20 protein-coding genes and 4 tRNA genes are annotated in these 17,327 nt (G+C 67.6%); 6 read left to right on the forward strand and 18 right to left on the reverse strand.

Features of this window, described 5'->3' with window-relative positions:
- Window positions 1–14: 14 nt before the first annotated feature.
- The 4 genes from ACRYRV_RS15220 to ACRYRV_RS15235 form a co-directional block, all read right to left on the reverse strand.
- Window positions 15–743, reverse strand: coding sequence for an RNA methyltransferase (locus ACRYRV_RS15220; RefSeq protein ID WP_444984565.1), 729 nt, complete (start codon window positions 741–743; stop codon window positions 15–17).
- A 123-nt stretch (window positions 744–866) separates the two neighbouring features.
- Window positions 867–2,510, reverse strand: coding sequence for a chaperonin GroEL (groL, locus tag ACRYRV_RS15225; RefSeq protein ID WP_444984564.1), 1,644 nt, complete (start codon window positions 2,508–2,510; stop codon window positions 867–869).
- A 58-nt stretch (window positions 2,511–2,568) separates the two neighbouring features.
- Window positions 2,569–2,862 (reverse strand): co-chaperone GroES, encoded by a 294-nt coding sequence (locus tag ACRYRV_RS15230; RefSeq protein ID WP_119022479.1) that lies wholly within the window; start codon window positions 2,860–2,862, stop codon window positions 2,569–2,571.
- A gap of 194 nt (window positions 2,863–3,056) precedes the next feature.
- Window positions 3,057–3,590 carry an FxsA family protein gene (locus ACRYRV_RS15235; RefSeq protein ID WP_444984563.1) on the reverse strand — a complete coding sequence of 178 codons (534 nt, stop codon included), beginning with the start codon at window positions 3,588–3,590 and terminating at the stop codon, window positions 3,057–3,059.
- A gap of 227 nt (window positions 3,591–3,817) precedes the next feature.
- Between ACRYRV_RS15235 and ACRYRV_RS15240 the strand changes: the two genes are divergently transcribed.
- A complete protein-coding gene (locus ACRYRV_RS15240; protein ID WP_444984561.1) occupies window positions 3,818–4,579 on the forward strand; it encodes an SDR family oxidoreductase in 762 nt (253 codons plus the stop codon).
- Between the two features lie 69 nt (window positions 4,580–4,648).
- On the opposite strand, the gene ACRYRV_RS15245 is transcribed toward ACRYRV_RS15240, so the two are convergent.
- Window positions 4,649–4,930 carry a ComEA family DNA-binding protein gene (locus tag ACRYRV_RS15245; RefSeq protein WP_309636560.1) on the reverse strand — a complete coding sequence of 94 codons (282 nt, stop codon included), beginning with the start codon at window positions 4,928–4,930 and terminating at the stop codon, window positions 4,649–4,651.
- 250 nt (window positions 4,931–5,180) lie between these two features.
- Here ACRYRV_RS15245 and pyrF point away from each other — a divergent pair, with 250 nt between their 5' ends.
- The gene (pyrF, locus tag ACRYRV_RS15250) at window positions 5,181–5,882 is read left to right on the forward strand and encodes an orotidine-5'-phosphate decarboxylase (RefSeq protein WP_444984560.1); all 702 of its coding nucleotides are present in this window, start codon (window positions 5,181–5,183) and stop codon (window positions 5,880–5,882) included.
- A 7-nt stretch (window positions 5,883–5,889) separates the two neighbouring features.
- On the opposite strand, the gene lapB is transcribed toward pyrF, so the two are convergent.
- Genes lapB through ACRYRV_RS15265 form a run of 3 tightly spaced genes read right to left on the reverse strand, consistent with a single transcriptional unit; the run spans window position 5,890 to window position 7,761 of the window.
- On the reverse strand, window positions 5,890–7,071 hold the full coding sequence (gene lapB, locus ACRYRV_RS15255) for a lipopolysaccharide assembly protein LapB (RefSeq protein WP_309636562.1): 1,182 nt from the start codon (window positions 7,069–7,071) through the stop codon (window positions 5,890–5,892).
- Window position 7,072: 1 nt separating this feature from the next.
- Window positions 7,073–7,378 carry a lipopolysaccharide assembly protein LapA domain-containing protein gene (locus tag ACRYRV_RS15260; RefSeq protein ID WP_444984559.1) on the reverse strand — a complete coding sequence of 102 codons (306 nt, stop codon included), beginning with the start codon at window positions 7,376–7,378 and terminating at the stop codon, window positions 7,073–7,075.
- Window positions 7,379–7,425: 47 nt separating this feature from the next.
- The gene (locus ACRYRV_RS15265; protein ID WP_299316303.1) at window positions 7,426–7,761 is read right to left on the reverse strand and encodes an integration host factor subunit beta; all 336 of its coding nucleotides are present in this window, start codon (window positions 7,759–7,761) and stop codon (window positions 7,426–7,428) included.
- Between the two features lie 149 nt (window positions 7,762–7,910).
- Between ACRYRV_RS15265 and ACRYRV_RS15270 the strand changes: the two genes are divergently transcribed.
- Together ACRYRV_RS15270 and ACRYRV_RS15275 are read left to right on the forward strand one after the other, a co-directional pair.
- Window positions 7,911–8,204 carry an FAD assembly factor SdhE gene (locus tag ACRYRV_RS15270; protein WP_253443155.1) on the forward strand — a complete coding sequence of 98 codons (294 nt, stop codon included), beginning with the start codon at window positions 7,911–7,913 and terminating at the stop codon, window positions 8,202–8,204.
- A 46-nt stretch (window positions 8,205–8,250) separates the two neighbouring features.
- Window positions 8,251–8,568: a hypothetical protein gene (locus tag ACRYRV_RS15275; protein WP_444984558.1), complete on the forward strand. Its 318-nt coding sequence runs from the start codon at window positions 8,251–8,253 to the stop codon at window positions 8,566–8,568.
- A gap of 42 nt (window positions 8,569–8,610) precedes the next feature.
- Here ACRYRV_RS15275 and nadB read toward each other — a convergent pair whose 3' ends face one another.
- The 8 genes from nadB to ACRYRV_RS15315 all read right to left on the reverse strand — a co-directional run bounded on the left by nadB (window position 8,611) and on the right by ACRYRV_RS15315 (window position 14,902).
- Window positions 8,611–10,197: an L-aspartate oxidase gene (gene nadB / locus ACRYRV_RS15280; protein WP_444984557.1), complete on the reverse strand. Its 1,587-nt coding sequence runs from the start codon at window positions 10,195–10,197 to the stop codon at window positions 8,611–8,613.
- On the reverse strand, window positions 10,178–11,323 hold the full coding sequence (locus tag ACRYRV_RS15285) for an FUSC family protein (RefSeq protein WP_253443149.1): 1,146 nt from the start codon (window positions 11,321–11,323) through the stop codon (window positions 10,178–10,180). Before ACRYRV_RS15285 ends, nadB begins: the two co-directional genes overlap by 20 nt.
- A 58-nt stretch (window positions 11,324–11,381) precedes the next feature.
- Window positions 11,382–11,468: transfer RNA gene (locus ACRYRV_RS15290), tRNA-Leu, on the reverse strand.
- A gap of 29 nt (window positions 11,469–11,497) precedes the next feature.
- Window positions 11,498–11,571, reverse strand: a tRNA-Cys gene (locus ACRYRV_RS15295).
- Between the two features lie 33 nt (window positions 11,572–11,604).
- Window positions 11,605–11,679, reverse strand: a tRNA-Gly gene (locus tag ACRYRV_RS15300).
- Between the two features lie 71 nt (window positions 11,680–11,750).
- Complete coding sequence (pgsA, locus tag ACRYRV_RS15305; protein ID WP_253443147.1) at window positions 11,751–12,299, reverse strand: CDP-diacylglycerol--glycerol-3-phosphate 3-phosphatidyltransferase; 549 nt, start codon at window positions 12,297–12,299, stop codon at window positions 11,751–11,753.
- 70 nt (window positions 12,300–12,369) lie between these two features.
- Complete coding sequence (gene uvrC, locus ACRYRV_RS15310) at window positions 12,370–14,184, reverse strand: excinuclease ABC subunit UvrC (protein ID WP_253443145.1); 1,815 nt, start codon at window positions 14,182–14,184, stop codon at window positions 12,370–12,372.
- 70 nt (window positions 14,185–14,254) lie between these two features.
- Window positions 14,255–14,902: a response regulator gene (locus ACRYRV_RS15315; RefSeq protein ID WP_253443143.1), complete on the reverse strand. Its 648-nt coding sequence runs from the start codon at window positions 14,900–14,902 to the stop codon at window positions 14,255–14,257.
- A 198-nt stretch (window positions 14,903–15,100) separates the two neighbouring features.
- On the opposite strand from ACRYRV_RS15315, the gene ACRYRV_RS15320 reads away from it, so the two are divergent.
- Window positions 15,101–15,176, forward strand: a tRNA-Ala gene (locus ACRYRV_RS15320).
- A gap of 225 nt (window positions 15,177–15,401) precedes the next feature.
- Here ACRYRV_RS15320 and ACRYRV_RS15325 read toward each other — a convergent pair.
- Both ACRYRV_RS15325 and argF read right to left on the reverse strand, forming a co-directional pair.
- Window positions 15,402–15,707 (reverse strand): hypothetical protein, encoded by a 306-nt coding sequence (locus ACRYRV_RS15325; RefSeq protein ID WP_253443141.1) that lies wholly within the window; start codon window positions 15,705–15,707, stop codon window positions 15,402–15,404.
- Window positions 15,708–15,849: 142 nt separating this feature from the next.
- Window positions 15,850–16,770, reverse strand: coding sequence for an ornithine carbamoyltransferase (gene argF, locus ACRYRV_RS15330; protein ID WP_444984556.1), 921 nt, complete (start codon window positions 16,768–16,770; stop codon window positions 15,850–15,852).
- A 185-nt stretch (window positions 16,771–16,955) separates the two neighbouring features.
- On the opposite strand from argF, the gene ACRYRV_RS15335 reads away from it, so the two are divergent.
- Complete coding sequence (locus ACRYRV_RS15335; RefSeq protein ID WP_309636569.1) at window positions 16,956–17,291, forward strand: Grx4 family monothiol glutaredoxin; 336 nt, start codon at window positions 16,956–16,958, stop codon at window positions 17,289–17,291.
- The last annotated feature ends 36 nt before the right edge of the window (window positions 17,292–17,327 follow it).

A 17,327-nucleotide genomic window follows, 5' to 3' on the forward strand; every position in this document is an offset into this window, starting at 1 on the left:
CCGGGTGAGAGCCGCTACTTGCCCTGTGGCTCCAGGGCACTGAGCAGGCCGCGCAGCAGCGAGAGCTCCTTTCGCGAGGGCTGGGCGCGGGCGAAAAGCGCCTGCAGCTGGGCCTCGGTGCGGGCGTGGGGCTGGGTGAGAAAGCCGCTCTCTCGCATCACCCGGGTCAGGTGGTCGTGGAAGTGGCCGAGCTGCTCGCGGCTGGGGGCTCGCTCCTCCTCGGGGCGCTGGGGCAGGTAGCCGCTCCCGGGGCGCTGGCGCCACGCCTTGAACACCTCGTAGGCCAGCACCTGCACCGCCTGGGAGAGATTGAGGATGCCGTACTCGGGGTTGGCGGGGATGCTCGCCTGGTGGCTGCAGAGTCGGATCTCGTCGTTGGTGAGCCCGGAGCGCTCGCGGCCGAATACCAGCGCCACCGGATCGGCGGCGGCGTGTTCGACCAGGTCGCGGGCCATGGCGTCGGGTTCATCATAGTGGGGCAGCGGCAGGCTCCTCAGCCGGGCGCTGGCGCCCACTACCTGTACGCAGTCGGTCACCGCCTCGCCAAGCGAGCCCACCACCCGGGCGTGCTCCAGCAGGTCCTCGGCGCCGGCGGCGAGCCGGCTCGCCTCGGCGTCGGGGAACTGGCGCGGGTTGACCAGCACCAGGTCGGTGAGCCCCATGGTCTTCATGGCTCGGGCCGCGGCGCCGATATTGCCGGGGTGGAAGGTCTGGACGAGGACGATGCGGATATTGGGGAGCATGGGCAGACGGCTGGCGCTAGGTGATGAGCGGAGGGGTATCTTAAAGCAAAAACCCCGCCGGCTCTCGCCGGCGGGGTCTGTCTCAGGCCTTGCATCAAGCAGCGCCTGGGGCAGGGGGCGTGATCACATCATGCCGCCCATGCCGCCCATGCCACCCATGCCGCCCATGTCCGGAGCGGCGTCCTTCTCGTCCGGATCGTCGGCGATCATGCACTCGGTGGTGATCATCAGGCCAGCCACGGAGCCGGCAGACTGCAGCGCGGTGCGGGTCACCTTGGCCGGGTCCAGCACGCCCATCTCGAACAGGTCGCCGTACTCGCCGGTCTGGGCGTTGTAGCCGTAGTTGCCTTCGCCACCCTTCACCTGGTTCAGGATCACGGATGCTTCCTGGCCGGCGTTGGTGACGATCTGACGCAGCGGGGCTTCCATGGCGCGCAGGGCGATGGCGATGCCGTGGGTCTGGTCCTCGTTGTCACCCTTGAGGTCCTTGATCTTGGTCAGCACGCGTACCAGGGCGGTACCGCCGCCAGGCACCACGCCTTCCTCGACCGCGGCGCGGGTGGAGTGCAGGGCGTCCTCGACGCGGGCCTTCTTCTCCTTCATCTCGACTTCGGTGGCGGCACCGACGCGGATGACGGCCACGCCGCCGGCCAGCTTGGCCACGCGCTCCTGGAGCTTCTCGCGGTCGTAGTCGGAGGAGGTCTCCTCGATCTGGGCGCGGATCTGGTTGACGCGGGCCTCGATGTCGCCCTCGTTACCGGCGCCGTCGATGATGGTGGTGTTCTCCTTGGACATGGTCACGCGCTTGGCGGTGCCCAGGTGGTCCAGGGTGGCCTGCTCGAGGGTCAGGCCGACTTCCTCGGAGATCACGGTGCCGTTGGTCAGGATGGCGATATCCTGCAGCATGGCCTTGCGACGGTCGCCGAAGCCCGGAGCCTTGGCGGCGGCGACCTTGACGATGCCGCGCATGGTGTTGACCACCAGGGTGGCCAGGGCCTCGCCTTCGATGTCCTCGGCGATGATCGCCAGCGGCTTGCCCGCCTTGGCGACGGCTTCCAGCACCGGCAGCAGCTCGCGGATGTTGGAGATCTTCTTGTCGACCAGCAGGAGGTAGGGGTCTTCCAGCTCGACCTGCATGGTGTCCTGGTTGGTCACGAAGTAGGGCGACAGGTAGCCGCGGTCGAACTGCATGCCTTCCACGACTTCCAGTTCGTCCTCGAAGCCACGGCCTTCATCGACGGTGATGACGCCTTCCTTGCCGACCTTCTCCATGGCCTCGGCGATGATTTCGCCGATGCGCGCGTCGCCGTTGGCGGAGATGGTGCCGACCTGGGCGATGGACTTGGAGTCGGTGCAGGGCACGGCCAGGGCCTCGACTTCCTTGACCGCGGCGATGACGGCCTGGTCGATGCCGCGCTTGAGGTCCATCGGGTTCATGCCGGCGATGACGCCCTTCAGGCCCTCGTTGACGATGGCCTGGGCCAGCACGGTGGCGGTGGTGGTGCCGTCACCGGCGACGTCGGAGGTCTTGGAAGCGACTTCCTTGACCATCTGGGCGCCCATGTTCTCGAACTTGTCCTTCAGCTCGATCTCCTTGGCCACGGAGACGCCGTCCTTGGTGACGGTCGGGGCGCCAAAGGACTTCTCGAGCACCACGTTGCGGCCCTTGGGACCCAGGGTGGTCTTGACGGCGTTGGCCAGGATGTCTACGCCGCGGGCCATGCGCTTGCGAGCGTCGTCGGAGAACTTGACTTGTTTCGCTGCCATTTTCGATGTCTTCCTATGAGTGCGTGAACGTCTGAGGGAATGCGTGCGTTGCCGGGGCTCAGCCCTCGACGACGGCCAGGATGTCGGACTCGCTCATGATCAGGACTTCCTCGCCGTCGATCTTCTGCTTCTCGACGCCGAAGCCATCCTTGAAGATGACGGTGTCGCCGACCTTCACGTCCAGCGGGCGCACATCGCCGTTCTCGAGAATCCGGCCGTTACCGACGGCAAGCACTTCGCCGCGAGTCGGCTTTTCCTGGGCACTGCCCGGAAGCACGATGCCGCCAGCGGTTTTCTGTTCTTCTTCAACGCGACGGATAATGACGCGATCGTGCAAGGGACGGATGTTCATTGCTCACGTTCTCCTGATGGTTCACATGGCCGGGTTCTCCCGGCGGTTCTGGTCATCGCCTCGCAGGCTCCGCCTGCGAGGGGGAGGCGCTGGGCGCCTTCCTTGTCAATGGCGCGAGCTCCGCGCCGAAACCTGTTGCTGAGCGATAAGTGGGGCTGCCCGAAAGGCTTTCAAGGCCCCGCCGCAAAATTTTTTCACCGCCCCCGCTCATTGCGGGAGATGAAGTCCCCCTCCAGCGGGCCCTCGTGCTCATCGCCAGGCGCGCGCTCGTCACGGGAACCCTGGGCGTGCTGAGCGCCGGAGGCCTGTTGCCAGTCGGTGCCGGCGCCCTGGCGGGGGCCCGAGGAGGTGCCCCCGGTGTGAACGTGGACGCTGCTCATGCGCAGCCCCAGCGCCGCCAGCAGCTTGCCGAGCAGGCGCCGGGCGTCGGGAATCAGGCAGAGGAAGCCCAGGGCATCGGAGACGAAGCCGGGGGCCATCAGCAGGGCGCCGCCGAAGATCAGTGCCGCGCCGGTGAGCAGCTCCCCGGAGGGCACCTCGCCGCGCTCCAGGCGCTCCCGGGCCCGGGCGAAGGTGGCCGCGCCCTCGCGGCGGATCAGGTGCAGGCCGATTAAGCCGGTGGCCAGCACCAGCAGCAGGGTGGTGAGCAGGCCGATCTGGCTGCCCACCGAGAAGAGGATGACGAAGTCGAGCAGGGCGAAGAGGGTAAAGGCAAGCAGAAAGGGCATGGGAACTCCGCAGATGACAATTCTCCGTGTTATGGGGGCGGCGGAGGGAAACTCAAGCGTTGAAGGCTGATCTCGTCAGGCGGCAGGCGCCGCCAGTAGAGTGGCGCAGTCATAGCAGTATGGTGCGTTGCACAAATTCTGCTACCATACCTGTACGCAATAAACCAGGCGTCCAGAACCTTGCCTTAGCGGCAGCTCGGGGCTCCGCCTTCCCATAAGGAGTGACGATGAAACTCGATAACAGCGTGATTGCCATTACCGGTGGCGCCCGCGGCCTGGGGCTGGCCATGGCCGAGCTGCTGGGTAACCGCGGTGCCAGGCTGGCACTGATCGACACCGATGGGGCTACCCTGGACGAGGCCGTCTCTGCCCTCCATCAGGCCGGTATCGAGGCCCGCGGCTTCGTGGCCAACGTGGCCGATGAGGTCTCGGTCAAGCAGGCCTTCGGCGATATCGCCGCTACCCTGGGGCCGGTGAGCGGCCTGGTCAACAATGCCGGTATCCTGCGCGATGCCCTGCTGGTCAAGGCGAAGGAGGGCCGGGTCGAGAAGGTGATGTCCCTGGAAAGCTGGCAGGCGGTCATCGACGTCAACCTGACCGGCGTCTTCCTCTGCGGCCGCGAGGCGGCCAGCCAGATGATCGAGGCCGGCAACGAGGGGGTGATCGTCAATATCTCGAGCATCTCCCGGGCCGGCAACATGGGGCAGAGCAACTATGCGGCCTGCAAGGCCGGCGTGGTGGCCCTGACCACCACCTGGGGCAAGGAGCTGGCCCGCTACGGTATCCGCGTCGGCGCGGTGGCGCCGGGCTTTATCGAGACCGACATGACCGCCTCCATGCGTCAGGACATGCTCGACAAGCTGACCGCCGGCGTGCCGCTGCGCCGCCTGGGGCAGCCCGAGGATATCGCCCAGAGCGTGGCCTTCATCTTCGAGAACGCCTACTTCACCGGGCGGGTCATCGAGTGTGACGGGGGCCTGCGGCTCTAGTCGGGAGCCGGGAAGCCATCGCGGCCCTAGCCGCGATGGCTTCCCGCTGCCGCCGAGGTGGCGGGTCGGTCAGAAGGTGATCTGATCCTCCAGGCTGGCGGCGGTGGCCTCGCCGATGCCGCTGACCCGGGTCAGGTCCTCGGCGTTCTCGAAGGGGCCATTGGCCTCACGCTCCTCGATGATGGCAGCGGCGCGGGCGGGGCCGACGCCCGGCAGCTCGGTCAGCAGCTCGGCATCCGCGGTATTGACGTTGATGGGGGCCACGTCCTGTGCCATCGCTCCCAGCGGCGCGATGCCGAGCAGCAGGGCCAGCAGGGCAGCGGCCAGTGCGCTGCGAGTCGTTCCCTTCATGGTGATACCCTCTTGTTGCTGTTGTGGTAGGCGGCCCCCGTCGGGGCACTCTTAAAGCTAGCGGCTGGTGGGGGTTCGCAGTGTCGGACAAGCCCCCTATTCGCCGTCATCCAGGGTCGACAGGCTGTCTGGCCACGGGCCTAATGCGCCGAGGTCTTCGTCTCGTTCTCGCCTGGGCGATCTCCTACGCGGCTCGGCGTTTTGGGCTGATATAATGCGGCGCAGATTCCCCTTGCCTGGAGTGTGGCCCTTGTCTACCGATTCCCCCCTGATCATCGCCCTCGACTACGCCTCCCTGGATGCCGCCCTCTGCATGGCCGACCAGCTCGACCCGTCGCGCTGCCGGCTCAAGGTCGGCAAGGAGCTCTTTACCCGCAGCGGGCCCGATGTGCTGGACGCCCTGCACGGCCGCGGCTTCGAGGTCTTCCTGGACCTCAAGTTCCACGACATTCCCAACACGGTGGCGGGCGCCGTTCATGCCGCCGCGGAGCAGGGGGTGTGGATGGTCAACGTCCACGCCGGCGGTGGCCGGCGCATGATGGAGGCGGCGCGGGAGCGGCTGCAGCGACACGGCCTTTCGACCCATCTGATCGCGGTGACGGTGCTGACCAGCATGGAGGCCGCCGACCTGGCGGAGGTGGGCGTCAGCGTGACGCCGGCCGAGCAGGTGGAGCGCCTGGCGCTGCTGGCCCGGGAGAGCGGCCTGGACGGCGTGGTCTGCTCGGCCCAGGAGTCGACCCGGCTGCGCGAGCTGTGCGGTGACGACTTCCTCAAGGTGACGCCGGGTATCCGCCCGAGCTTCGCGGCGGCCGGCGATCAGCGTCGTGTAATGACGCCGGCCCAGGCCATGGCCGCGGGCAGCACCCACCTGGTGGTGGGGCGCCCGGTGACCCAGGCCGAGGACCCCATGGTGGCGCTGGAGGCCATCGAGGCGGAGCTGGTGGCGGGCTGAGGCGAGGCTATTCGCCCTCGATGCCGGTGATCGGCTTGGTGGTGCCCCAGCTGCGGCAGCGAGGGCACTGCCAGTGGAGCGTTTCACCGGCAAAGCCGCAGCGTCGGCAGCGGTGGCGGGGCAGCGCCTTGAGCAGGGTCGAGGTGTGGCGCTGCAGCAGCTGGAGCTGCTCGAGGGGTTCCCCCACGCTATGCTGCCGATAGAGGTCGATCAGGTAGTCCAGCGCGCCCAGGCTCGATTCGCGGTTGAGCTGCTCGCTTACCAGGTCGATGGCAGCCTGCAGGCCTTCCCGGTGGCGCACCGTCTCGGCCAGGAGGATGATCACGCTGGTATAGGGGGTGCGCTCCACCAGCTGCTCGAGATGGCGGACCAGGCCCTCCTCGTCGTCGAGCAGGCGGTAGGCAGCGGCCAGGGGCGGCAGCAGGGTAGGCGTGAAGGCCGGGTCCTGGTCGGGAATGCGCTCCAGCAGGCGAATCTCCTGGCGATAGTGGCCGGTGTCGTGCTCCAGGGCCGCCAGCAGCAGATTGGCGCGCACGCAGCGCGGGTCGACGGAGAGCGCCCGGCGCAGGTGCTTGCGGGCGAGGCCCGGGCTTGCCTCGAAGCGCTCCTGCTCGGCCAGCTGGCAGAGCCAGTGGGCAGCGGCGCGGCGCATCTCCTCGCTGTCGCGGGTCAGCTGGGGCTGGGCCACCTCCAGCGCCGCCTGCCACTCTCCCTCGCGCTCCAGCAGGTCCACCAGCAGCCGCTTGGCCGCCAGGCGGCCCTCGCCGTCGTGAGCATCGCGGATCAGCCCCTTGAGCAGTCGCTCGGCGCGGTCGAGCAGGCCGAGGGCGAGGAAGTCTCGGGCCAGCTCAAGCTGGACCTTCTCGCTCTGGAGGCTCGACAGGGTGGGGCGGGCCAGCAGGTTCTGGTGGATCTTCACCGCCCGGTCACCCTCGCCGCGAGCCCGGAACAGGTTGCCCAGGGTGATATGGGTATCGATGGTCTCGCTGTTGACCTCCAGGGCGGCCACGAAGGTCTCGATGGCGCGGTCCTGCTGGTCGTTGAGCAGGTAGTTGAGCCCCACGAAATAATCCCGCGCCAGCTCGGTGGATGGCACGGGATCGTTCCCTTTGCTGCGTTCGCGGCGGCCGAGCCACCAGCCGATGGCGACCGCTGCCAACAGCAGGGTCAGCAGCAGGGCATCGGGCATTCTAGGGGAGTTCCTTCAGCTCCTGCACGCGCAGGCGGTCCAGCTCCTTACGCTGCTGCTGGTTGTGGCGCTGGGCACGAGTCAGCAGGGTACGCAGGCGCAGGTAGACGCCGCTCATGGCCAGCATGCCGAGCAGGACGCCCACGGCCAGGGAGGCCAGCAGCCAGACGGACAGCGATGCTGCCGGCAGCTCCAGCCAGATCAGGTTGAGCGGAATGGTCTGCTGGTTGTTGACGGCAAAGAGGATGCCGACCAGCAGAACGACCAGCAGAATGATGGCCAGGATAAGGCCTTTGAGCCAACGCATGCGCTTGTGTCCCCTGTGAATGGAAGAGAGTAGTGGCCGGAGCGGCGTCAGTAGCCCAGAGCGCGGCTGGCGTCCACCTGCTCGCGAAGCTCCTTGCCGGGTTTGAAGTGTGGCACGAACTTGCCGTCGAGCGCGACCGGTTCGCCGGTCTTCGGGTTGCGCCCGATGCGCGGCTCCCGATAGTGCAGCGAGAAGCTGCCGAAGCCTCGAATCTCGACGCGCCCCCCTTCGGCCAGGGTGTCGGTAATGTCATCAAGAATCAGCCGCACGGCGGCCTCCACCTCCTTGATCGACAGCTCCGGCTGTCGCATGGCAATCTGCTCGATCAACTCGGACTTGGTCATCGACATTCTCCGTGTGCGGTGCGCAACCGGAATCGGCATGCCTGCGCTGTTGTTTTCCACAGCATACTCGGCAAGTCCCGATAAAACAACGCACTACGACCATCGGCCGCGGAGGTAAGCAACGGCTGCCGTGACGGGAGGGGTCGGGTATACTGACGTCATACTTCATCGGACAGGCGAGGTCGATCTTGAACGAGCAATCATCCCAGGATGCAGCACTGCGCAAGCGGCTCTACTGGCACTCCCGTCGCGGCATGTGGGAGCTGGACCTGCTGCTGGTGCCCTTCCTCGAGCGGTGCTACGACGGTCTGGGCGAGGAGGATCAGGCGGCATTTCGTGAGCTGATCGACGAGGAGGATCAGGACCTGTTCGTATGGCTGATGCGCCGCGAGTGGCCCGAGGAGCCGCGGCGCCGGCGCATCGTGCAGCTGATCATCGAACATGCCGAAAGCGCCGATAGCCTTGGGCATCGTCCCGTCTAGACTCTCTCTCCTGCTGCATGTCGTGCTGGCTGCCCTGGTGGCCGGCATGGCGCTTCTGCTGGCGCCCCTCTGGCTGGGCATATCCCTTCTTGTGGCCATCTTGGCCGTGACCCTGCACGCCCTGCGCGGGCGCCCAAGCGGCGCGCTGCGGGCGCTGTCGCTTGCCGATGACGGCCTGCGCTGGGAGTGGTGCGACCCCGGCGACACGGCCTGGCGTTCCGTCACCCTGCGCTGCGACTACCTGGGACCCTGGCTGATCGGGCTGCGCCTGGACGCGCGTCGGCTCTGGCTCTGGCCGGACAGCAGCAGCGCCGCCTCGCTCTGGCAGCTGCGGCGCCTGCTGGTGCAGCAGCGGTCGGCGTGAGCCTCCTGTCGACGCCCTGAGCGGCACCGGGCGCCAGGTCGCTCAGGGGGGGGCCAGGTCGCCCAGGTGGAGGCGCGACGGCTGCGGGGTGCCGGGGGCGTGCCCCGGGCAGTCGGGGTTGAAGTGCAGGCCCCGGGACTCCCGGCGCCGCGCCGCACAGGCGACGGTCAGGCGCGCCAGGCGCAGCGCATGCCAGAGGCTGGCGAGCGCCAGGGTGGGGCGGCAGCGCGCCACCAGCGGTGCCAGGGCGGCGTGCAGCTCGGCCAGTTCGGCGGTGGCCTCCTCCAGGCCGGCATCGCGGCGCACGATGGCGACTCGGGCGCTCATGATGCGCCGCATCCGCTCGCGAAGCTCGGCCAGCACGCCCTCATCGGCCTCGTCCTCTCCTCCCTGGTTCTCCAGCAGCGGGGCCGTTCCCTCGCTAGGGGCGGTTTGCCGGTGCAGGGCGGCGGCACAGCTGCGCGCATAGACCAGGCACTCTAGCAGGGAGTTGCTGGCCATGCGGTTGGCGCCGTGCAGCCCGGTGCAGGCCACCTCGCCGATGGCGTAGAGGTTGGCGACGGTGGTGGCGCCGTTCAGGTCGGTGGTCAGTCCGCCGCAGCTGTAGTGGGCGGCGGGCACCACGGGAATGGGGTGGCGGGCAATGTCCAAGCCGCGGCTGGCGCAGTGGGCGTGGATGGTGGGGAAGTGGTGGCGAATGGCCGCCTCGCCCAGATGGCGGATATCCAGCAGCACGTGGTCGCTGCCGGTGCGCTGCATCTCGGCATCGATGGCCCGGGCCACGATGTCCCGAGGCGCCAGCTCTGCCCGGGGATCCAGGGCCGGCATGAAGCGCTCGCCATGGACGTTGAGCAGCCGGCCGCCCTCGCCGCGTACCGCTTCGCTGATCAGGAAGGGGGCGCCATCCGGGTCGTAGAGGCAGGTGGGGTGGAACTGCTGGAACTCCAGGTTGCTCAGCTCGGCGCCCAGCTCCGCCGCCATCATCATGCCCTCGCCGCTGGCCGGCTGGGGGCTGGTGGTATGCCGGTAGAGGCCGCTGGCGCCGCCCGTGGCCAGCACCGTATCAGCCGCCAGCAGCGCGTGCAGGCGGCCGTCGCCGTCCAGGCAGCGCGCCCCCCGGCAGCGGCCCTCGGCGTCGGCAATCAGGCCGATGGCGGTCAGGTCGTCCCTCACGCGGATGGCCGGATGATCAGCCACGTGGCGCTTGAGGGTCTCCATCACCGCCAGGCCGGTGGCGTCGGCGGCGTGAATGATGCGCCGGGCGCCGTGGCCCCCTTCCCGGGTCAGGTGATAGGGGTAGCCGGCGTCTGGACTGGTGTCGCGCGTGAAGGGGACCCCCAGGGAGAGCAGCCATTCGATGGCCGCCGGGCCCTGCTCCACGGTGAAGCGCACCGCGGCCTCGTCGCAGAGGCCATCGCCGGCGACCAGGGTGTCGGCCACGTGGGCGTCGAAATCGTCGCTGGGGGAGAGCACGGCGGCGATGCCGCCCTGGGCCCAGCGGCTGGCGCCTCGGTCGTCGCTGGCTGGACGCAGCAGGGTCACGGGGCGATGGTCGGCGATCTCCAGGGCGAGCACCAGGCCGGCGACGCCGCCGCCGATGATCAGCACCTCAGGGTTTGCGTGATGCATCTTCTGCTCCTGTCGTGTTCCTGGCGCTGGCGCGCTGTCCCCACTTGCGGCCGGAGGCCCGGTGCAGCCGCCGGCTGGGGAGGCGGCTCAGGCTGCCCAGGCGCAGCACCAGCTTGCCGGTCAGGCGGGCCAGCTCCCGATTGAGCCACAGGTAGCCGCTGGGGCTGAACAGCACGCGGCCTTCGCTGCTGCGGGCCGTGGTGGCAAGCTCGGCGTGCTGTTGCAGGTCGAACTGGCTGACCGTGACGGCGATGTCCTGGCCGGTGCGGACCTGAAAGGCGAGGGCGTCCAGCTCCCGGGCAAGGCGGTGCTGCTCCCCGCTGAGGCCCGTCATGGCTTGGATGCGGTCGTGGCCATCCCGGTTGGTCCAGCGGGTCTCCAGCAGCAGCTCGATGGTGGAGAGCATGCGGCGCTGCAGGGAGATGATGTCGTCGAGCTCGTTGCGCCGCAGGCGGCCCTCGCGGTGGATGGCGTCCACCAGGCCGCGCTGCTTGACCAGCGCCGAGCTGGTCGCCTTGAGCAGGGCCTGGGTATCCAGGTCCATGGAGGTCGAGGCGGTGGTGTGGGCGTGGAAGAGGCGGGCCATTCGCTCCAGGTTCTCGGCCAGCATGAAGCGCATCATGTCGGTGGCCTTCTGGGGGAGCACCAGCAGGGTCACCAGGATGCCGACCAGGGTGCCCAGCAGCACATCGAAGGCGCGCCACAGGGCGATGCTGAGATCGTGGCTGCCGTCGCCGATGACCAGTAGCAGGCTGATGGCGAACATCAGGCCGCTGTAGCCGTGGCGGTTGCCGAAGGTGAGCCAGGTGGCGACGCCGATGGCCAGCAGGCTGCCGAGGGGGATCAGGGTGCTGCCGGTCAGCGGCAGCAGGATGAGTGCCAGGCCGGTGCCGGCGCCGAGCAGGGTGCCCAGCAGGCGCTGACGCCCCTTGTCGAGCACGCCGCCGATATGGGGAAGATTGCCCATCACCATTACGGTGCTGACCAGCGCCCAGCTGGAATGGGGAATCTCGAACAGGCGTATGATCAGATAGGTGACGGCCAGTGCAACGAGGACGCGCACCACGTGCAGGGGGCGACGAAAACGATAGGTAAAGAAGGGGTCGCGCAGGGGCGGCAGTGTCATGATGCAGTGCCAGGCTAAGCGCCGCGACGGTGTCGGTCCAGGCGAGGAGTTAGGAGACTGGTGCCCGGAGCCGGGCTCGAACCGGCACGGTGTCGCCACCGAGGGATTTTAAGTCCCTTGCGTCTACCAATTTCGCCATCCGGGCGGCACGGTGTCGAGCTTTGAAAAGGGGAGTGGAGGCTGGAGTCGGAATCGAACCGGCGTACACGGAGTTGCAGTCCGCTGCATAACCACTCTGCCATCCAGCCTCATGGAGTCATGGGTATCTTTCGTTGGAAAGATGGAGCGGGAAACGAGATTCGAACTCGCGACCCCAACCTTGGCAAGGTTGTGCTCTACCACTGAGCTATTCCCGCCTGACTCGAGAGCGAATTATACGGATAAGTTGGTGACTGTCAAACGCTTTTATATTGCGCTGGCCGATTTTCTACATCGAGCGGCTGAGGTGGGGCCAGGCGGCGCGCAGGTAGAGCACCATGGACCACAGCGTCAGCACCGCGGCCGCGTAGAGAGTCACGAGCGCCAGCAGGGCCATCGGGGTGCCGGGGGCGAAGGCGAGCAGCAGGAAGATGGCGACCATCTGCAAGGTGGTCTTGACCTTGCCGACCCAGGAGACGGCGACCTGGCCCCGCTTGCCCATCTCGGCCATCCACTCCCGCAGCGCCGAGATGACGATCTCGCGGCCGATGATCACCAGGGCCGGCAGAGTGAGCCAGATCGCCTCGTAGCGCTCGATCATCAGCGCCAGGGCCACGGCCACCATCAGCTTGTCGGCCACCGGGTCGAGAAAGGCCCCGAAGGGCGTCGACTGGTTCCAGCGCCGCGCCAGGTAGCCGTCCAGCCAGTCGGTGGCCGAGGCCAGGGCGAAGAGGGCGGCGGCCAGCGGCATGCTCCAGGCGAAGGGGAGATAGAAGAGCACCACCAGCAGCGGAATGAAGGCGATACGGGCCAGGGTGAGGATATTCGGGATGTTCATCGGATGCTGCGTGTCCTTGCCGGTGAAGTGGTGCCGAGGCGCCCGCTCATTCTATCCCCCTTGGGCAGGATCATCCATGCAGGGCGCGATGAATCGTCTCGGCCAGGGCGGCGCTGATGCCGGGCACCCGGGCCAGCTCCTCGCGGCTGGCCTGGCGCACGCCCTGCAGGCCGCCGAAGAAGCGCAGCAGCTCCCGGCGGCGCTTGGGGCCCACGCCGGGAATGCCCTCCAGGGTGGAGGTGCGCCGCACCTTGTCGCGCCGGGTGCGGTGGCCGGTGATGGCGAAGCGGTGGGCCTCGTCGCGGATGTGCTGGATCAGGTGCAGGGCCGGGGAGGCGCCGTCCAGGTCCAGGGTGCGCTCCACGGTTTCCAGGAAGAGAGTCTCGAGGCCGGCCTTGCGGGTGGTGCCCTTGGCGACGCCGAGCAGGATCACGCCGCTGGCGCCCAGCTCGCCGAGCACCTCCCGGGCCATGTTGAGCTGGCCCTTTCCGCCGTCGACGATCAGGATGTCGGGGCGCTGGCCCTCGCCCTCCTGGAGGCGCCGAAAGCGTCGGGTCAGGGCCTGGCGCATGGCGGCGTAGTCGTCGCCGGCCGCGACCCCCTCGATATTGAAGCGGCGGTAGTCGGACTTGCGCGGGCCGTTCTCGTCGAAGACCACGCAGGAGGCGACGGTGGCCTCGCCGTGGCTATGGCTGATATCGAAGCACTCCAGCCGAGCCGGGGTCGTCTCCAGCCCCAGGGCCTCGCGGAGCGCGGCAAAGCGCCTGGCCAGCTGGCTCTGGCTGGCCAGCTGGCCGGCCAGCTGCTGTTCGGCGTTGGTGATCGCCAGTGACTTCCACTGGGCGCGGTGGCCGCGCACCTGGTCGACGATGCGGACCTGCCGGCCGGCCCTCTCGCCGAGCGCCGCCGCGATCAGCGCCCGCTCTTCCAGGGGGTGGCTGGTGATCACCTCGCGGGGAATCTCTCGGGCCTGGCCCAGGTAGTACTGGCTCACGAACTCGGCCAGCAGGGCGTCGGGTGAGAGGTCCAGGCCGTTGGTCGGCGCATGGTGGCGGGCCCCCAGCAGGCGGCCGTGGCGCACGCTGAGCACCGAGATGCAGAGCGCACCGGGGCGGCTGGCCAGGGCGAAGACGTCGGCATCGCCGTCGGCGGTATCCACGAACTGGCGCTGCTGCAGCTGACGCAGCTGCTGGATCTGGTCGCGCAGGCGTGCGGCCTCCTCGAAGGCGAGCTCGCGGCTGGCGGCTTCCATGGCCTCGGTCAGCTCCCGGGTCACCTGCTCGCTCTTGCCCTCCAGGCACTGGACGGCGTGCTCCAGGTCGCGGCGGTAGTCCTCCTCGCTGATATGGCCGACGCAGGGGGCGCTGCAGCGCTCGATCTGGTACTGCAGGCAGGGGCGAGTGCGATGGGCGAAGACGCTATCCTCGCAGTTGCGGATGCGGAAGATCTTCTGCATCAGCGACAGGCTCTCGCGCACCGCATGGCTGCTGGGGTAGGGGCCAAGGTAGCGGCCATCGTCGCGGCGGCTCCGGGCGCGCTTGTACTCCAGGGCCGGGTAGGGGTGGCGGTCGGTGACGAAGATGAAGGGGTAGGACTTGTCGTCGCGCAGCAGGATGTTATAGGGCGGCCGCAGCTCCTTGATCAGCGTCTGCTCCAGGAGCAGTGCTTCGGTCTCGCTGTTGGTGACCGTGACCTGGATGTCGGCGATGCGGCTCACCAGCGCCTGGGTCTTGGCGTTCAGGGCGCCCCGAAAGTAGCTGGCCAGGCGCGCCTTGAGGCGCCGGGCCTTGCCGACATAGAGGGTGTCTCCCTGGGCGTCGAGCATCCTGTAGATGCCCGGGGACTCGCTGACGGTAGCGAGGAAGCGGCGGTGATCGAAGCTCATGGGCGCGCGCCTGGCGACGTGACGGGAGCGCTATCCTAGCAGATCGTCCCGGGGGCTTGCCCCGGCACGCTCACTCCACGCTGGCGAACCCCTCGACCAGGCCGTGGCGAAGCCCGAGGTGGGTGAGCTCCACGTCGGTCTGTACCCCCAGCTTGTCGAAGATCCGGTAGCGGTAGGTGTTCACCGTCTTGGGGCTGAGGAAGAGGCGGTCGGAGATGTCGGCAACCTTCTGGCAGTTGACGATCATCATCGCGACCTGCATTTCGCGCTGGGAGAGCTGATCGAAGGGGTTCTCCGAGGCGTCGATGCGCGAGAGCACCAGGCGCTGCGCCACGTCGGGGCTGACGTAGCGCTGGCCGCCGAACACGCCGCGGATGGCCGACACCATCTCCTCGTGCTGGCAGTCCTTGCTCAGGATGCCGAAGGCGCCGGCATCCAGCAGCCGCTGGGCGAAGGCTTCCTCAAGCCAGGCGGTCAGGATCAGCACCCGCGTGTCGGGCTGGGTGCGATGAATCTTGCGGGTGGCTTCCAACCCGCCGATGCCCGGCATGCGGACATCCATCAGGACCACGTCGGGCGCGAGGCGGCGTGTCTCGGCGATGGCCTCTTCGCCGTTGCAGGCTTCTCCCATCACGCGGATGTCTTTTTCCGCATTGAGAAGGTGGGCGATGCTGGTCCTTACCAGGTGATGGTCATCGGCTATCAGTACCCGGATCAAGGCAGCGGCTCCTGAGCTAGTTGGCGGTCAAGGGGTAGCGCGGCAGTGGGATGCACTCCACTGGAGGAAAGGGTGGCACAACTCGGACGAAGGGGGAAAGTATACCTTGTTCGCTTTTTCTCACTTTCGCCGCGGGGGTTGACGGCGGTAGCTCTCTTGCGTACTATTTGCCTCGTTCTCGCGGAGCGGGAACAGCGTGGGGCCTTAGCTCAGCTGGGAGAGCGCAACACTGGCAGTGTTGAGGTCAGCGGTTCGATCCCGCTAGGCTCCACCAACCGAATACCGAAACCCCGGGTAGCGCAGCGCGCTACCCGGGGTTTTTTTGCATGCGCTGTTTTACATGCTTTGTATGCGCTGCCCGGGGCGTTTGGTCTGGTCGCTTCCAGTGGCCTTGGTCGCACCCGGTGGCGCGGGGGGGGGGCGAGGGCCGCAAAGCAGCAAGCCCCGCCTCGGCATGGCCGGGCGGGGCTTGAGCGCGCTTTGGCTGTCAGTCTGGGGCTCAGGCGCAGTCGGCGGCGCCTTCTCCGAACATGTCGAACAGCAGTTCGCGACCCAGGGGCGTCAGCACCAGGCGGTTATGCTCGTTCCAGGAGGCTGCTTCGCTGTTGACCAGCACCTTCTCGCAGGTCTGCCACTCGCTGGTGCTGCTGGCGATGCTTTCCGCTTCGCGTCGATCCAGGCCGCGGTGGGGCACGGAGACGGTTTCCAGGACATGCCCGTGGTGGTAGAGCATGGCCGCCATGTGGGATAGGCACTGGCGCAGGCTGCGCTGCATGGAGGCGATGGGGGAAGTGTCGATCATCATGTGCCGCAATTCCTTACACGCTGAATGTGCTGCGGCGCATTATACTACCAAGGTCGACATTATACAAAGGTCTAGCCGGCTGGAATGACGAAGCCCCGGCGGTGGAGCGCGCCGGGGCTTCGTTGGGAGCTCTGCCCTGGGGTCAGCTCTGGACGCGGCCCAGCAGCAGAAACTCGATCAGTGCCTTCTGGGCGTGCAGGCGGTTGCCGGCCTCCTGCCAGACCACGGCCCGTGGATCCTCGAGCAGGGTCTCGCTGATCTCCTCGCCGCGGTGGGCGGGCAGGCAGTGCAGGAAGAGGGCATCGTCCCTGGCGCGGTCGAGCAGTGCCTCGGTGACCTGGAAGCCGGCGAAGTCCGCCTCCCGCTTGGCCTGCTCCTCCTCCTGGCCCATGGAGGCCCAGACGTCGGTGGTGACCAGGTCGGCATCGAGGACCGCCTCGGCCGGGTCGCGGTGGATGCTGATGCGATCGCCGGCGGCCTCGAGGATGTCCCGGCGCGGCTCGTAGCCCTCCGGGCAGCAGATGCGTAGCTGGAAATCGAACTGGCGGGCGGCGTTGATCCAGGAGTGGCACATGTTGTTGCCGTCGCCGATCCACACCGCGCTCTTGCCCTTGACGCTGCCGCGCAGCTCGGTCCAGGTCATCACGTCGGCGAGCAGCTGGCAGGGGTGGTAGTCGTCGGTGAGGGCGTTGATCACCGGCACGCTGCTGGCGGCGGCATACTCCTCCAGGCCCGCGTGGGAGAAGGTGCGAATCATCACCGCGTCGACCATCTCCGAGAGCACCCGGGCGGTATCGCCGATGGGCTCACCGCGACCGAGCTGGGTATCCCGCGGCGACAGGAAGAGCGCATGGCCGCCGAAGTGCGCCATGGCGGTCTCGAAGGAGACCCGGGTGCGGGTCGAGGACTTCTCGAAGATCATCGCCAGGGTGCGGTTGCGGAAGGGGGCATAGACCGGGCCCTGGGCCTTCAGCTCGTTCTTGATGGTGATGGCGCGCTGGATGAGGTAGTGCAGCTCATCCTGGCTCAGGTCCAGCAGGGTCAGGAAATGGCGGGTGGCCATAGGGCGTGCTCCACGGGAAAAAACGCTCATCCTAGCCAGCTGTCGGGGGATGCGCAACGCGACCTCTGCCAGTAGAATGGTCCGCACCAAGACCTACCGCTGAACTCGGGTATTGTTGTCTTGCCAGGCCTGACAGCCGGCAGCGATGATTTTCCCGGCCTAGCCATACCAGAAACGGAGATGCCATGAGCACCACCCTCGAGAACATCCAGCGCCAGATCGGCGAGAACCCGATCCTGATCTACATGAAGGGCACCCCGCAGCTGCCCCAGTGCGGCTTCTCCGCCCAGACTGTCCAGGCCCTGATGTCCTGCGGCGAACGCTTCGCCTTCGTTAATATCCTGGATAACCCGGATATCCGCGCCGAGCTGCCCAAGTTTGCCAACTGGCCCACCTTCCCGCAGCTGTGGGTCGAGGGCGAGCTGGTCGGCGGCTGCGATATCGTTATGGAGATGCACCAGAGCGGCGAGCTCGAGAAGCTGATCAAGGAAACCGCCGCCAAGCACGCCGACGACGCCTGAGCGGGCTCTGCCCGTAGCGTTAAGCTGCAAGCTGTT

This window comes from Halomonas mongoliensis, from assembly GCF_052496345.1.